The sequence below is a fragment of the Streptomyces sp. TG1A-60 genome, from assembly GCF_037201975.1.
Classification (GTDB): Bacteria; Actinomycetota; Actinomycetes; order Streptomycetales; family Streptomycetaceae; genus Streptomyces.
Genome location: NZ_CP147520.1, coordinates 956287 through 970039 on the forward strand (window position 1 = coordinate 956287; position 13753 = coordinate 970039).

Sequence of the window (13753 nt, forward strand, 5' to 3'; positions counted from 1 at the left end):
GCGGGCGCCGATCCGCCGTCCGGCCTCACCGGTCATCGCCCGCGACGAGGACCCCGCGCACCGAGGCAGCCGTCGCGGATGATCACCGTCGTCGCAGGCCGCTGGTGATGCGCTCCCACGGTGAGCGGGTGGCACCGAAATGGGTCTCGTGGGTCCAGATGTGGGTGCACGACCGGCACTGCAGGTGGAGCAGGCTGCCGACGTTGGAGAGCAGGTAGCGCCAGTGCTCGGAGCAGGTGCGACCCTGCTCGCAGGTGCCGCACCCGCGGCGGTCGTCGCAGTTCGGGCAGGCCACCCAGGCGCGACGCCCGACGTCGGCCTGCGGGTCAAGCGGCAGCATGGCCGTCCCCTCTCCGCGGGAGGACACCGGCCGCGACCAGCTCGTCGTACACGCGCTGCTGCTCCGCGCTGAGGCCGGAATAGAGCAGCTCATACGCCGCTTCCTCGCCGCGTAGTGCGGCGAGGGGGTCCCAGTCGGGGCCGAGGGCGTCCAGGACGTGAGCGCGCCGGAGCAGTTCGTGTGAGCTCAGGTCGACGTCCAGGTCTACCAGGGGGCGGGCGCCAGGCCGGTCCGCCGCAGGCCTGCTCGCCTCGGCGGGTTCGTCCGGTTCGCCAGGAAGGGCTCGGCCGTGGGAGGACATGCGACCGAACGTAGGTAAGCGTTCCTCGCCCCGGCAAGAGCAGGTGGGAGAAGTCACAGCAGACCCGCGGCCCCGGACACCCTGACGCGGACCTCGTATCGGCCGGGTGGAGCGGGGCGCTCTCCTCGCACACACGGGTACGCCACCGGCAGACGGCTCGCTGCGGGCCCGACCCGCGATCCCCCGGCCGACGCACGGCAGTGGGCGGCGCCTCGCCGGACAGCACCCGCGCCTGACGGCACCCCAAGGGAGTGGGGCCCGACTCGTGGACGGGTGCACGACCTGTGGGGCGCGCGACACCGTCCATCCTCCGGTCCGGCCGGCCGCCGGACCTGTCGGCGGGCCCCGGGCCGCGTCTCCACGACAGGAGGAAGGTCGCCAAGGAGCTGAGGTCCCGGCATCGGCTCCGAGGATCGAGATCCGGACCACCCACGGCCCGGCCACCCCGCCGACGGTGCTCCAGGCATCGTTCCTCCCGGTCAACGGCGGTGTGGCGCGTGTACCACCGTGAGACGAAGAAGCCGCCGGTCGCGCGCCTGGCCGTCGCCACGTCACGGCTGAAGTCCGCCTTGTTCTCGGGGACGGGGATCCTCAGTGCGGAGAACCCCAGCCGGCCCTCGCCGGTACCGAACGCCGTGTCCCGCTGGGCGGCCGTCAGGTCACCGATCCAGGCCGTGTGGGTCATACCGCCGAAGCCTCGGATCGTCTGCCGCCGCGCCGACGGATCAATGACCTGATCACCAAGAGCGAGCGGAGCACTGGCCCGACTTCACGCGCGCGCCGGTGTGGGGCGGATGTTCGGTGGTACATGAGTGCCGACCACTCCGCGCTACCACGTACCGACGAAGGGCCGCCATGCTCACACCGCTGACCGACTTGTGGCCACTGAGCTGGAGCATCGTGGTCTTCCTCGTGGCCACGGCCGTGACCGTGGTGTGCAGCGTCCGGCTCGCGGGGCTGGGTGACACCCTCGCCGACCGAACCGGCTGGGGAGAGGCCCTGTTCGGCGCGGTGTTGTTCGGCCTCGTGACGTCCCTCTCGGGCATTGTGATGACCGCGGTGAGCGCCGCCGCGGACCAGCCTCGTCTCGCGTACAGCAACGCCGTGGGCGGTATCGCGGCGCAGACCGTCGCGATCGTCGTCGCCGACGCCTTCCTGCGGAAGGTCAATCTCGAACACGCCGCCGCGTCACTGTCGAACATGCTGTTCGGCTGCCTGCTCGTCGGGCTGCTGGGCATCGCTCTCATGGCGACGTTCAGCCCGCCCGTCACCTTTGTGGGCCTGCATCCGGCGTCGGTGGTGATGGTGGCCTTCTACGTCGGCGGCATACGGCTCATCCGTAGCCGTGCCGAACCCATGTGGCGGGCGGTGCCCACCAGGGACACTCTTCCCGATGTCCCGGACGAGGACACCGAGGGACTCGGCGCCCATTCGACATCACGGCTGTGGGGCCAGTTCGCGGCGGTGGCCGGCCTCGTCGTGATCGGTGGCTGGGCGGTGGCCCGTGCCGCGGAAGGAATTGTGGAGCACACGGGTCTGAGCGCCGGTCTCGTGGGGGCTGTGTTCATGGGTCTTGTCAACGCTCTCCCTGAGACGGTCACGTCCATCGCCGCCGTCCGGCGTGGCGCTGTCACGTTGGCCATCGCCGCCATCGTCGGCGGGAACTGTCTGGACGCGCTCAACCTGGTCGTCGGCGACATCGCCTATCGAGGCGGGTCCCTGTTCCATGCCGCGGACCCCGACGAGTTGTTCCTCACCAGCGGTGCGCTGGTCATGACGGCGGTCCTGCTCGGTGGACTGCTCATACGCCAGAAGCGCGGCTGGCTCAGAATCGGCTTCGACGGCATCCTGCTCATCGCCGTCTACGCGAGCACGGTTGCCGTGCTCGCTGTCTGAAAGCCACCCGCACCAGGGGGTGCACGCGCCCTTCATGCCCTCGGAGCCGTAGGCCCAGCTCCCTCGCGGAGGTCCACCAGGGCTGGCTACTCGCCTGCCCTGGTGGCCCGTACGACACCGACAGGGCAGTGGGCCTGGTGGAGGACCGCCTGGCTGACCGATCCCAGAAGCAGTCCCGTGAAGCCGCCGTGCCCTCGTGCCCCCACGACCAGCAGCTGGGCCCCTTCGCTCTCCTCGACCAACGACTGACGCACAGGGCCCCGCACCAGGCGGCGGCCCACCCTCATTCCTGTCTGCGGCACGCTCAAGCCCCTCAGCACCTCGGTGAGCACCTGTTCCCCCTCTGCTCGGAGCCGGGCGGCGTGCTCCTCCTCCGCCGGGAGCCCAGGCATCAGCTCGGAGCGATCCCCACGGGTCCCCCACACGTGCACAGCGACCAGTTCGGCGCCCCGCAGTGCGGCCTCGGTGCAGGCGAACGCCGCAGCGGCCCGGCTCCCCGGTGAGCCGTCCACGCCCATCAGCACCGGTCCTGCCGGTCCGGGTCTGCCCCGCACCACCATGACCGGGCAGTGAGCACGTCCCGCCAGGTGCATCGCCACCGAGCCCACCAGCACTCCGGCGAAGCGCCCGTGCCCCGTGTCGCCGACCACGAGCAGGGCCGCGTCGTGTGACTGCCCCTCCAGCACCGCCAGTGCCTCGCCGACGATCACCGCGTGGGTGACGTCCACGTCCGGTGCCCGGGTTCTGGCTCGCTGCACCGCTTCCATCACCATGTGCTCGACCTGTTCACGCAACGCGCTGTGCGCCGGGCCCAACGGGGACGGGCCGACTGGTGGGTGCAGGGCGGGCCAGGTGAATCCGTGCACGACACGCAGTCCCGCTGACCGCGACCGCGCTTCCCGCACCGCGACGTCCACCGCGGCAAGGCTCGATGGCGAACCGTCCACCCCGACAACCACGAGCCCACTCATGGGCACGCATCCCTTCCCGTGGACAACAGGGACTCGTCACGTCGGCAGTCCCTCGGCGTCGCAGGCCGCGCCTCTCCACGCTCCTCCAGCGTCTCTCCGGACTGCGCCCCTCGCCACATACCCAGTCGCCCGTCCGTGCGACGCCGCCCCCCCTGTGCCGCACCCGCCCGCCGACTGCGGGACGGCCCGCCGCCCTGCCGCCGCTCACATGCCAACGCCCGACGGCCGCAGGGAGGACTCGGCCACGACGAACAGGGCACAGGCCAGGGTGAGGAGGAGGGCCCGCAGGAGCAGGATCTCGGTCACCGTGCCACCCTCGATCTCTCACGCACAGGCGGTGCGGGCTGCGGCCGGTACGGCGCAAAGGGCCGCCAAAACGTCGAGGTCAGGTTTCTGGCCGGCCTCCAGGGGCGACTCTTTTCGGACTTTCCCGCGGCGGCCGTCAGGACACGGCGTGGACCGGTCCCGGCGACCCTATGCTTCTACGTGTCTGTAGAGGCAACGGGCGACTCCTACGGGTGTCCCCGGCAGCCGCACGCCTCTCACCTGCTCGCACGACGGAAGAGGACGCATGGCTTCGATCGACCTGGACAAGGTGCTCGACAACGCGTGGGTGGACAAGAACCTGACCGAGATCCTGGCCGCGCCCGTGGGCGCGCTCAAGGGGGTCTCCGAGCGCGACGGCGAGTTGCTGCAGGAGGCGTTCGGGGTCAAGACCGTGGCCGACCTGGCCGACTTGAAGTACGTCCGCTGGGCGCAGGCGCTGGCCGCCCTCGACGCGGCCCGGTAGCCACCTCGCACACGACCCGCGGTGCCGCCGCACCCACACGGGCCACGCGGCACCGCCCTCACGAAACACACGCACGTATAAGGAGTGGACGCCACGATGGTGTTCAAACGACTGCTCGGCTCGCTCGGCGTGGGCGGCCCCACGGTCGACACGGTCCTCGATCCCGGTGCGGTCCGTCCCGGGGGCGCACTGACCGGACAGGTCCATCTCAAGGGCGGTGACGCCGACTTCGACATCGAGCACATCACGCTGGAGCTGATGGCGCGGGTCGAGGCCGAGCACGAGGAGGGCGAGAGCGAGGGTGTCGCCGTCTTCGAACGGTTCATCGTCGGCGGCGGCTTCCGGCTCGCTGCGGGCGAGGTACGGAGTGTTCCGTTCAACGGGATGCTGCCGTGGGAGACCCCGGTCACCGAGCTGTACGGGCAGGGGCTGGGCATCGTCCTCGGGGTACGCACCGAGCTGGCGGTGGCCGGCGCGAAGGACAAGGGCGACCTCGACCAGCTGACCGTGGCCCCGCTGCCCGTACAGGAGGCGATCCTCGAAGCCCTCGGCCAACTCGGCTTCGGCTTCAAGTCCGCCGATCTGGAGTTCGGACATATCCGTGGCACCGGCCAGCAACTGCCCTTCTACCAGGAGATCGAGCTCACCCCCTCCCCGCAGTACGCGCACCAGGCCAACGAGATCGAGCTGACCTTCCTCGCCACCCCGGGCGGCATGGAGGTGATCCTGGAGGCCGACAAGCGCGGCGGCCTGTTCTCCGAAGGACACGACACGGTCACCCGCTTCACCGTCTCCCACGACGGGATCGAGCACCAGGACTGGAACACCCTGGTCGACGGATGGATCCGGCAGCTGGTCGAACACCGGGCGCCGCACGGCTCGCACGGGCACGAAGGCCACTACGGGCACCACAGCGGTCACGGCCACGACGACCACCACCACGGCGGTCACCGTTCCGGTCCCGGCATGGGCACCGCCGTCGCCGCGGGTGCGGCCGGGCTCGCGGTCGGTGTCGTCGGGGGCATGGTCGCGGCCGAAGTCGTCGACGAGGTGGGGGACTTCTTCGAAGGCGACGAGGAGGAAGAAGAGGGCTGACTAGCCGACACGGGCCGGGAGGCGCGGTCAGCTGCCGACTGCCCGCAGAAGGCGATCGGCGTCTCCCGGCCCGTGTCGGCCGTCCGAGCCGCGACCGGGGTCCGCGGGCACGGCGGATCCTGGTCGTGGCGAACCCGCACGACCTGCCCGCCTCGTCTTCGATGCGAGCCTCCCCGCGGGAGACCTCCACGACGGTCCGGGAGTCGTCGGCCTTGGTGAGGGCCGGTCTGTAGCGGGGTGGCACGGCCACAGGGACGCGGTCGCGCCGACATCACCAACCGGCTGGGTACCTTCCGGGTCCGCCGTCGCGGGCCCCGCAGGACGGTCGGCGACTCACTGCCGAACATCTGGAAATGCCGGGAACTTATCCGCCGAGCCGCTAGTTTCTACATTGCTGTAGATATTTTCGGGAGTCCGAACCGCTACGAGCGGGCCGGGCCCAACCGACCACATGGAGTTCTCATGGCCCTCTGGGACCGTCTCAAGGAGTCCGCGTCGACGATGCAGACCCAGCTGATGGCGAAGAAGAACGACCTCAAGAGTGGCGCCTTCCGCGACGCGAGCATGGCGATGTGCGCGCTCGTCGCCGCGGCTGACGGCACCATCGACCCTTCTGAGCGACAGCGAGTGGCCCAACTGATCGCCACCAACGAGGTCTTGCAGAACTTCGACGCCATGGATCTTCAGCGGCGCTTCGACGAGAACCTGAACAAGCTCACCGCCGACTTCGCCTTCGGCAAGGTCAGCGTCCTGCAGGAAGTCGCCAAGGCGAAGAAGAAGCCCGCCGAGGCCCGCGCCGTCATCCAGATCGGCATCGTCATCGGTGGTGCCGACGGCGACTTCGACAAGACCGAGCAGGCCGTCGTCCGAGAAGCCTGTTTCACCCTCGACCTGCCGCCGCACGAGTTCGACCTCTGATCGTCCCACAGCCGCTCCGTCGGCCTCCGACACGAACGGTCACCGGAGTTCGTCGAGGTCGAGGTCCGACCCGACGACCAGGGTCACCCGGGCTCGGCTTGACCTTCAACCCCGACAAGAGACGATCTCGTCGGGGTTGAACGTCAAGTTCAGAGAGGCGTCGCCGCGTACAGGATGAGCGCCATCGTCACCGCGGAGTTCGCGGACGACAGCGCGGACACGACGGTGCCCGCAGCCGCGCCCCAGGCGGCCAGACCCACACTCGTGAACACCGATGGCCAGCTTCGCATCGCGGGCGCGGGGCCGAGCAGGGCGGCCACCCGGCGCGGCACCGGCCCCGGGGCCGCCAAGCCCGCGAGCGTCCCCACCGGGGTACCCCGGGAGACCAGTGCGGCCTTGCCGATCGCGCACGCAACCGCCCTGCGACTGCCGACGGTCCGGGCCGCCTCCTCGTCCGCCCACCGTTCCGTGGTGTAGGACACGGCCGTGTGCAGGGGCCGCAGGAACGGGTTTGCGTGTGCGGCCAGTTGGACGGCGAGCAGGAACCGGTGGTGGCGGGCGCCCAGATGGGCCCGCTCATGGGCGAACAGGGCGCGCCGCTCGGTCGGTTCGAGGCAGGACAGCATGCCGGTGGTCACCACCACCCGACCCCGCCGCCTCCCGGGGAGCGCGTACGCGTACGGCACCTCGTCGGGCAGTACGGCCACCTCCGTGCCCGGCAGCCCGGCCAGGGCCCGGTGGGCCCCACGGCGGACCCGACCGTGCCGCCACCCTGTTCGACCACAGGCCAGGAGCACCGCGATCAGCGCCGGGATGGCCAGTCTCCCGGCGACCTCGTCATACGGAACCGCTTCGCGCACCTCGGGGTCCGACCAGCCGTCGGGCAGCGGGTTGCCCGGCAGTTGGGCGGTACCGACCACCATCAGCAGCCCCAGAGACACCGTGCTGCACGCCGCCATCACCACGGCCACGCCGGTCAGCAGTCGAGTGGCGGTCCGTGGATGCAGCCGCTGCTCGGCCAGACGCGCGATCGGCCACGTCGTGAACGGCAGGACCAGCGGCAGAAAGACGAACACCCCCATGAGGCCTCAGTCTTCCCCTTCGCCCTTCGGCTGACCCAACAGTTCCCGCAGGAGCCGTTCGTCGTCCGGGTCCAGGGAGGTGACGAAGCTGGCCAGCACCGCCTCGCGGTCGCTCTGGCCGTCGAGCACCTTGTGCATCTTGTGCGCGGCCAGGCCCGCCTGGTCGGAGGCCGAGGTCCACGCGAAGGAGCGGCCGGCGCGCTCGCGGGTCACCGCGCCCTTGGCCAGAAGCCGGGTCAGGATCGTGATCACGGTCGTGTAGGCGAGGTCCCCACCGAGCCTCTCCTGCACCCATCCCGCGCTCTTGGGGCCGTCCGCCTCGCGCAGCGCGGACAGGACGAGCGCCTCCAGCTCACCCTGCCCCCGCCGGGGACGCTGATGGTCCGTCACACCCTGTCTCCCTTCCGCTGACCCCGAATCCACGGGTGGTCCATCGTATAGACGCCCCACAGCCGGCCGCCGCGGAGCGGCCTGACCGCCGCAGTCCCCACTTCGCCGTCCCGCCCGGACGCGGCCCGGGCGGCCTCATCGGTACGCCATCCTCACCGCACCGACCGCTTCCCCGCCAGACACGGCACAGCCGAACCGCGCGGGCCGGACAAACCCTTCCCCTTTTTCTACAGTGCTGTAGTTTTTACTCCGGGTCCCTCCGGATCCGACTGACGCGTCAAGACATCAAGGCTTCGAGAAGGAGTACGCAGTGGGAGTTTCCCTGTCCAAGGGCGGCAACGTCTCGCTCAGCAAAGAGGCACCGGGCCTGACGGCCGTCCTGGTCGGTCTGGGCTGGGACGTGCGCACGACCACCGGCACCGACTACGACCTCGACGCCTCGGCACTACTGCTCGACGCCGCCGGGAAGGTCCCCTCCGACGGGCACTTCGTCTTCTACAACAACCTCACCAGCCCGGACGGTTCGGTCGAGCACACCGGCGACAACCTCACCGGTGAGGGGGAGGGCGACGACGAGGTGGTCAAGGTGAACCTCGCGGCCGTGCCCGCCGAGATCCACCGGATCGTCTTCCCGGTCTCGATCCACGACGCCGCGAACCGCGGCCAGAGCTTCGGCCAGGTCCGCGGCGCCTTCATCCGCGTCGTGAACCAGGCGGGCGGCGCCGAGATCGCCCGCTACGACCTGTCCGAGGACGCCGCCACCGAGACCGCGATGGTCTTCGGCGAGCTGTACCGCAACGACGCCGAGTGGAAGTTCCGCGCCGTCGGACAGGGTTACGCCTCGGGGCTGACCGGGATCGCCTCCGACTTCGGCGTCAACGTCTGACACCGGGGGCCCGCCCCCGGGACCGTGTCTCCGGGGGCGGGCCGCACCACAGGGCGAGTACGGCACGTACCTGTCGTGTCGCGCCCTGAACGCGTCCACCGAGGAACCTGGTCAGCGCACTCGTACTCGGTCACCTGCTCCGGCTGACCGACGTGCACGGGACGTTGCCCGACTCACTCATGACCGCCGGCTGGCCCCTCGCGTTCGTCGCGGCCCTGAGCGCCTACCTCACCCTGCCCGCGCTGCTGGGCACGGCGATAGGCAAGCGCGGCATGCTGCCGCGCCGGCCTGGACGGCCGAGCGAGCAGTTCCGGACAGTTCACAGACCACAGCGCCACAGATCCGAAGGAGAACCAATCCGCATGTCGGTCAACATGACCAAGGGGCAGCAGATCAGCCTGAACAAGGCCGACGGCACCGCCCTGGCCTCGGTCCGGATGGGCCTCGGCTGGCAGGCAGCGCCCCGCAAGGGTTTCCTCGCCAAGCTCACCGGTGGCGGAGCCGACATCGACCTGGATGCCTCGGCCGTCCTTTTCGCCGCCGACCAGCCCACGGACGTCGTCTTCTTCCAGCATCTGGTCAGCGACGACGGCTCCGTCCGGCACACGGGCGACAACCTCACCGGCGGAGCCGGCGCCGGAGGCGACGACGAAGTCATCCTCGTCGACCTGGCCCGCGTGCCCCCGCACATCGACCAGATCGTCTTCACCGTCAACTCCTTCACCGGTCAGACCTTCGGCGAAGTGCAGAACGCCTTCTGCCGCCTGGTCGACGAGACGACGGGAGCCGAACTGGCCCGCTACACCCTCACCGGCGGCGGCAACCACACCGCCCAGATCATGGCCAAGGTCCACCGCGCCGACGGCGGCTGGCAGATGAAGGCCATCGGCGAACCCGCCACCGGCCGCACCTTCCAGGACCTGCTGCCGTTCATCTCCACTCACCTGTAGACCAGGGCCCCCGCACCCGGCAGCCACCAACGGGCTCGGGCCATCCGGGCCGGGCCACACGCAGAAGACAGGACCCGCATGTTCGGACTGAGCGAACTCGCCGTCATCCTCATCGTCGTCATAGCCGTCCTCGCCGCCAAGAAGCTCCCCGACCTCGCCCGCTCGGCAGGCAAGTCCGCCCGCATCCTCAAAGCCGAGGCCCGTGCGATGAACAACGACGAGACCCAGGCGGACGCGGCTCCCCAGGCCGTCCCGGGCGAGACCACCATCTCGGTCGGCGGCGCGGCGGGAACCTCCGAGCAGGACGGCAGACCGCCCCAGAACACGCCGACTACGGCCGGGACCAGGAGCACGCCCGCACCGCCGGAGTAGGGAATCCGGGCAGGACCTGGTCCAGTTGTTCGAGATCGACGGCGACCCGGTGACTGACGGTCGCGGGAGTCGCCAGGACCACGCAGCGGGCCTCGACCGCCCCCTCGACACCGTCCTGCCGGTAACGGACCACGACGGAGCCGTTCTTCTGGACGACCTCGTCGACGGTCGCGTTCAACCGCACCCGGTCCGTCAGGGCCGCGGCGATGCCCTCGGTGAGAGTGGACGGCCCGCCGAGGATGCTCTGCGAGAGCCCGGCGCCGATGTTCCAGACAAGGCTGAAGTAGCCCACGCCCGCGCCGGCCGACAGCTGGTCGATGTCGGCGGCGGAGCGGGTCACCGTGCACCGACGCGATGAACCTTCGGCCCCGTCGGGCGCATCTCCGACTCGCCGGCGCACAAGCGGGTTGTCGGCCTCACAACCGCGCAGCGCCGTCTCAGACGGCTCCGCGGATGGCCCGTTCGAAGCCCTCGACGTGACTGCGGGCGAGCTGTGCCGCTCTGTCGGGGTCCCCTGCGACGATCGCCTCGATCAGCGGTCCGTGCTCTTCGACGTGGCCCGCCATGTCGGACAGGCGGTCGATGAACAGGCACCAGATGCGGGTGGCCAGGTTGTCGTGGCGGACGAGGGTGTCCTCCAGGTACGGATTGTGCGTGGCGGCGTAGATGGCGCGGTGGACCTGAAGGTCCAGGTGCATGAGCTCGGCGGCGTGGTGCCGAGCGGGATGCGCGCTCTCCAGCTCCCGCCGCAGGGCCGCCAGGATCGCACGGTCCGTGGCCGTGGCACGCCGCGCGGCCTGGGCCGCGGCCAGGGGCTCCAGTTCCTGGCGCACCTCGGAGATGTGGGCCAGGTCGGTGATGTGGACATCGGTGGCGAAGGTGCCGCGTCGAGGGTAGGTCGTGATGAGGCGCTCGTACTGGAGCCGCTTGAGTGCCTCGCGCACCGGCGTCCGTCCGACGCCGAGGGACTGCGCCAGTTGGTCCTCGTTGATCGGCGCGCCGGGGCGGATCTCCAGCATGACGAGCCGGTCACGGATGGCGCGGTAGGCGCGTTCGGCGAGGGACAGCTCCCCGCCCCCCGGTTCCCCGCCCCTGGGCTCGGTCGCCATCTGCTGCATGAAGCCCCCTTGACCTGTCCGGCGAGCTCCCATACCTTACCGCAGAGGCTGATATATCAGTTGCTCTTCAGTTGACTCTCAGGATGGTGCGTAGATGGCAACGAACCCGTCGATCACCACGGACGCCTCCCCCTCTCCCTCCCGCTCAGCGAGCTCGACCCGGAGGTCGCCACCGCGGTGGACGCCGAGCTGCGCCGTCAGCAGTCCACCCTCGAGATGATCGCCTCGGAGAACTTCGCCCCGGCCGCCGTCATGGAGGCCCAAGGCTCGGCACTGACCAACAAGTACGCCGAGGGCTACCCGGGCCGCCGCTACTACGGCGGCTGCGAACACGTCGACGTCATCGAGCAGTTGGCCATCGTCCGGGTGAAGGAGCTGTTCGGCGCCGAGGCCGCGAACGTGCAGCCGCACTCGGGCGCCCAGGCCAACGCGGCCGCTATGTTCGCGCTGCTGAAGCCCGGCGACACGATCCTCGGCCTCGACCTGGCGCACGGCGGTCACCTGACCCACGGCATGCGGATCAACTACTCCGGCAAGCTGTACAACGTCGTGCCGTATCACGTGCGCGAGTCCGACATGCGCATCGACATGGACGAGGTCGAGCGGCTCGCTCTCGCCCACCGGCCCAAGATGATCGTCGCCGGTTGGTCGGCCTACCCCCGTCGGCTGGACTTCGCCGCGTTCCGGCGGATCGCCGACGCGGTGGGCGCGTATCTGATGGTGGACATGGCGCACTTCGCCGGGCTGGTGGCCGCGGGCCTCCACCCGAACCCGGTGCCGTACGCCGACGTCGTGACGACGACCACGCACAAGACGCTCGGCGGCCCGCGCGGCGGGGTGATCCTCAGCCGTGCCGGCCTGGCCAAGAAGATCGACTCAGCGGTCTTCCCGGGCCAGCAGGGCGGCCCGTTGGAGCACGTCATCGCGGCGAAGGCGGTGGCCTTCAAGGTGGCGGCGAGCGAGGAGTTCAAGGAGCGCCAGCGGCGCACCCTGGACGGCGCCCGCATCCTCGCCGGACGGCTGCTGGCCGACGACGTGGCCGAGGCCGGGATCACCGTGCTGACCGGCGGCACCGAAGTCCACCTGGTCCTCGTCGACCTGCGGAACTCCGCGCTCGACGGGAAGCAGGCCGAGGACCGGCTGCACCGCGTCGGCATCACCGTCAACCGCAACGCGGTGCCGTTCGACCCCCGCCCGCCGATGGTCTCCTCGGGTCTGCGGATCGGCACCCCGGCGCTGGCCACCCGGGGCTTCGGCGCGCCGGAGTTCCGCGAGGTCGCCGACATCATCGCCCAGGCGCTGAAGGACGAGCAACTCGGGGACGAGCGCGCGGGCCTGCTGCGTGACCGGGTCGAGAAGCTCGCCGGCGCGTTCCCCCTCTACGCCCACCTGAACGGAGGCGCGGCATGACCACCAAGCCGCTGCCGGAGCACCCGGACTGGCTCTGGCGCAACCCCGAGCCGCGCTCCTCGTACGACGTCGTCATCGTCGGCGCGGGCGGCCACGGCCTGGCCACCGCCTACTACCTCGCCAAGAACCACGGCGTCACCAACGTCGCCGTCCTCGAGAAGGGCTGGCTGGCCGGCGGCAACATGGCCCGCAACACCACGATCATCCGCTCCAACTACCTGTGGGACGAGAGCGCGGCGATCTACGAGTACGCGCTCAAGCTGTGGGAGCGGCTCCCGGAGGAACTGGACTACGACTTCCTGTTCAGCCAGCGCGGCGTCCTGAACCTCGCGCACACGCCGCAGGACGTCCGCGAGGGGATGCGCCGCGTGGGCGCCAACCGCCTCAACGGAGTCGACGCCCAATGGCTCGAACCGGACGAGGTCGCCAAGGTCTGCCCCATCCTCAACGTCTCGTCCCGCACCCGGTATCCGGTTCTGGGCGGCACCTTCCAGCCGCGGGCCGGCATCGCCAAGCACGACCACGTCGCCTGGGCCCTGGCCCGCCGGGCCGACGAGATGGGCGTGGACCTGATCCAGGGGTGCGAGGTCACCGGCTTCCTCAAGGACGGCGACCGGGTCGTGGGCGTCGAGACCAACCGCGGGCGCATACTCGCCGGCCGGGTCGGCCTCGCGTCCGCCGGGCACAGCAGCGTGCTGGCCGAGCGGGCCGGCGTCCGGCTGCCGGTGCAGTCCCATCCGTTGCAGGCGCTGGTCTCCGAGCTGCACGAGCCGGTGCACCCCACGGTTGTCATGTCGAACCACGTCCACGTGTACGTCTCCCAGGCGCACAAGGGCGAGCTGGTGATGGGTGCGGGCGTCGACTCGTACAACGGCTACGGGCAGCGCGGCTCCTTCCACGTGATCGAGCAGCAGATGGCCGCCGCCGTCGAACTGTTCCCCGTCTTCGCCCGCGCGCACGTGCTGCGGACCTGGGGCGGCACCGTCGACGTCAGTCCGGACGCCTCCCCGATCATCGGCACCACCCCCGTCGAGAACCTCTACGTCAACTGCGGCTGGGGCACGGGCGGGTTCAAGGCCACCCCGGCCGCCGGCTGGACCTTCGCCCACACCATCGCCACGGGCGAGCCGCATCCACTGAACGCCCCCTTCGCCCTCGATCGGTTTACGACAGGTGCGTTGATCGACGAACACGGCGCAGCAGCCGTGGCCCACTGAGAGCCTGTTGAGAGAAG

16 protein-coding genes are annotated in these 13753 nt (G+C 70.3%); 9 read left to right on the forward strand and 7 right to left on the reverse strand.

Annotated features, from left to right (window positions below):
• Positions 1 to 82: 82 nt before the first annotated feature.
• Together WBG99_RS03575 and WBG99_RS03580 are read right to left on the reverse strand one after the other, a co-directional pair.
• Positions 83 to 340, reverse strand: a complete 258-nt coding sequence (locus WBG99_RS03575) for a hypothetical protein (RefSeq protein WP_037749509.1) — start codon at positions 338 to 340, stop codon at positions 83 to 85.
• Positions 327 to 641 carry a DUF6400 family protein gene (locus WBG99_RS03580; protein WP_338894932.1) on the reverse strand — a complete coding sequence of 105 codons (315 nt, stop codon included), beginning with the start codon at positions 639 to 641 and terminating at the stop codon, positions 327 to 329. The genes WBG99_RS03575 and WBG99_RS03580 overlap by 14 nt, the downstream gene beginning before the upstream one ends.
• A gap of 855 nt (positions 642 to 1496) precedes the next feature.
• On the opposite strand from WBG99_RS03580, the gene WBG99_RS03585 reads away from it, so the two are divergent.
• Positions 1497 to 2537 carry a cation transporter gene (locus WBG99_RS03585; RefSeq protein ID WP_338894933.1) on the forward strand — a complete coding sequence of 347 codons (1041 nt, stop codon included), beginning with the start codon at positions 1497 to 1499 and terminating at the stop codon, positions 2535 to 2537.
• A gap of 86 nt (positions 2538 to 2623) precedes the next feature.
• On the opposite strand, the gene WBG99_RS03590 is transcribed toward WBG99_RS03585, so the two are convergent.
• Entirely contained in the window at positions 2624 to 3508 is an 885-nt protein-coding gene (locus WBG99_RS03590) for a universal stress protein (protein WP_338894934.1), read from the reverse strand.
• 571 nt (positions 3509 to 4079) lie between these two features.
• Here WBG99_RS03590 and WBG99_RS03595 point away from each other — a divergent pair.
• The 3 genes from WBG99_RS03595 to WBG99_RS03605 all read left to right on the forward strand — a co-directional run bounded on the left by WBG99_RS03595 (position 4080) and on the right by WBG99_RS03605 (position 6311).
• Positions 4080 to 4298, forward strand: coding sequence for a hypothetical protein (locus tag WBG99_RS03595; protein WP_338894935.1), 219 nt, complete (start codon positions 4080 to 4082; stop codon positions 4296 to 4298).
• Positions 4299 to 4394: 96 nt separating this feature from the next.
• A complete protein-coding gene (locus tag WBG99_RS03600) occupies positions 4395 to 5393 on the forward strand; it encodes a sporulation protein (protein ID WP_338894936.1) in 999 nt (332 codons plus the stop codon).
• A 462-nt stretch (positions 5394 to 5855) separates the two neighbouring features.
• A complete protein-coding gene (locus WBG99_RS03605) occupies positions 5856 to 6311 on the forward strand; it encodes a TerB family tellurite resistance protein (protein WP_338894937.1) in 456 nt (151 codons plus the stop codon).
• A 149-nt stretch (positions 6312 to 6460) separates the two neighbouring features.
• On the opposite strand, the gene WBG99_RS03610 is transcribed toward WBG99_RS03605, so the two are convergent.
• Together WBG99_RS03610 and WBG99_RS03615 are read right to left on the reverse strand one after the other, a co-directional pair.
• Positions 6461 to 7393 carry a M48 family metalloprotease gene (locus tag WBG99_RS03610; protein WP_338894938.1) on the reverse strand — a complete coding sequence of 311 codons (933 nt, stop codon included), beginning with the start codon at positions 7391 to 7393 and terminating at the stop codon, positions 6461 to 6463.
• 6 nt (positions 7394 to 7399) lie between these two features.
• The gene (locus WBG99_RS03615; protein WP_338894939.1) at positions 7400 to 7783 is read right to left on the reverse strand and encodes a BlaI/MecI/CopY family transcriptional regulator; all 384 of its coding nucleotides are present in this window, start codon (positions 7781 to 7783) and stop codon (positions 7400 to 7402) included.
• A 310-nt stretch (positions 7784 to 8093) separates the two neighbouring features.
• Between WBG99_RS03615 and WBG99_RS03620 the strand changes: the two genes are divergently transcribed.
• The 3 genes from WBG99_RS03620 (at position 8094) to WBG99_RS03630 (ending at position 9991) form a co-directional block, all read left to right on the forward strand.
• Positions 8094 to 8669 carry a TerD family protein gene (locus WBG99_RS03620; protein ID WP_338894940.1) on the forward strand — a complete coding sequence of 192 codons (576 nt, stop codon included), beginning with the start codon at positions 8094 to 8096 and terminating at the stop codon, positions 8667 to 8669.
• Between the two features lie 362 nt (positions 8670 to 9031).
• The gene (locus WBG99_RS03625) at positions 9032 to 9619 is read left to right on the forward strand and encodes a TerD family protein (protein ID WP_338900196.1); all 588 of its coding nucleotides are present in this window, start codon (positions 9032 to 9034) and stop codon (positions 9617 to 9619) included.
• 78 nt (positions 9620 to 9697) lie between these two features.
• A complete protein-coding gene (locus tag WBG99_RS03630) occupies positions 9698 to 9991 on the forward strand; it encodes a twin-arginine translocase TatA/TatE family subunit (protein ID WP_338894941.1) in 294 nt (97 codons plus the stop codon).
• Here WBG99_RS03630 and WBG99_RS03635 read toward each other — a convergent pair.
• Positions 9951 to 10331: an FAD-dependent oxidoreductase gene (locus WBG99_RS03635; RefSeq protein ID WP_338894942.1), complete on the reverse strand. Its 381-nt coding sequence runs from the start codon at positions 10329 to 10331 to the stop codon at positions 9951 to 9953. The genes WBG99_RS03630 and WBG99_RS03635 overlap by 41 nt on opposite strands.
• Before the next feature lie 97 nt (positions 10332 to 10428).
• Positions 10429 to 11109 carry a GntR family transcriptional regulator gene (locus WBG99_RS03640; RefSeq protein WP_338894943.1) on the reverse strand — a complete coding sequence of 227 codons (681 nt, stop codon included), beginning with the start codon at positions 11107 to 11109 and terminating at the stop codon, positions 10429 to 10431.
• Between the two features lie 177 nt (positions 11110 to 11286).
• On the opposite strand from WBG99_RS03640, the gene glyA reads away from it, so the two are divergent.
• Together glyA and WBG99_RS03650 are read left to right on the forward strand one after the other, a co-directional pair.
• Positions 11287 to 12519: a serine hydroxymethyltransferase gene (gene glyA / locus WBG99_RS03645; protein ID WP_338894944.1), complete on the forward strand. Its 1233-nt coding sequence runs from the start codon at positions 11287 to 11289 to the stop codon at positions 12517 to 12519.
• Positions 12516 to 13736 carry a sarcosine oxidase subunit beta family protein gene (locus WBG99_RS03650; protein ID WP_338894945.1) on the forward strand — a complete coding sequence of 407 codons (1221 nt, stop codon included), beginning with the start codon at positions 12516 to 12518 and terminating at the stop codon, positions 13734 to 13736. The genes glyA and WBG99_RS03650 overlap by 4 nt, the downstream gene beginning before the upstream one ends.
• Positions 13737 to 13753: the final 17 nt, after the last annotated feature.

What these genes read in the sequence shown, in the direction of transcription:
- WBG99_RS03650 (WP_338894945.1), top strand. Translation starts at nt 12,516, where the DNA reads ATGACCACCAAGCCGCTGCCGGAGCACCCGGACTGGCTCTGGCGCAAC.
- WBG99_RS03610 (WP_338894938.1), bottom strand. Translation starts at nt 7,393, where the DNA reads ATGGGGGTGTTCGTCTTTCTGCCGCTGGTCCTGCCGTTCACGACGTGG.
- WBG99_RS03600 (WP_338894936.1), top strand. Translation starts at nt 4,395, where the DNA reads ATGGTGTTCAAACGACTGCTCGGCTCGCTCGGCGTGGGCGGCCCCACG.
- WBG99_RS03580 (WP_338894932.1), bottom strand. Translation starts at nt 641, where the DNA reads ATGTCCTCCCACGGCCGAGCCCTTCCTGGCGAACCGGACGAACCCGCC.
- WBG99_RS03595 (WP_338894935.1), top strand. Translation starts at nt 4,080, where the DNA reads ATGGCTTCGATCGACCTGGACAAGGTGCTCGACAACGCGTGGGTGGAC.
- WBG99_RS03590 (WP_338894934.1), bottom strand. Translation starts at nt 3,508, where the DNA reads ATGAGTGGGCTCGTGGTTGTCGGGGTGGACGGTTCGCCATCGAGCCTT.
- WBG99_RS03575 (WP_037749509.1), bottom strand. Translation starts at nt 340, where the DNA reads ATGCTGCCGCTTGACCCGCAGGCCGACGTCGGGCGTCGCGCCTGGGTG.
- WBG99_RS03625 (WP_338900196.1), top strand. Translation starts at nt 9,032, where the DNA reads ATGTCGGTCAACATGACCAAGGGGCAGCAGATCAGCCTGAACAAGGCC.
- WBG99_RS03605 (WP_338894937.1), top strand. Translation starts at nt 5,856, where the DNA reads ATGGCCCTCTGGGACCGTCTCAAGGAGTCCGCGTCGACGATGCAGACC.
- WBG99_RS03585 (WP_338894933.1), top strand. Translation starts at nt 1,497, where the DNA reads ATGCTCACACCGCTGACCGACTTGTGGCCACTGAGCTGGAGCATCGTG.
- WBG99_RS03640 (WP_338894943.1), bottom strand. Translation starts at nt 11,109, where the DNA reads ATGCAGCAGATGGCGACCGAGCCCAGGGGCGGGGAACCGGGGGGCGGG.
- WBG99_RS03630 (WP_338894941.1), top strand. Translation starts at nt 9,698, where the DNA reads ATGTTCGGACTGAGCGAACTCGCCGTCATCCTCATCGTCGTCATAGCC.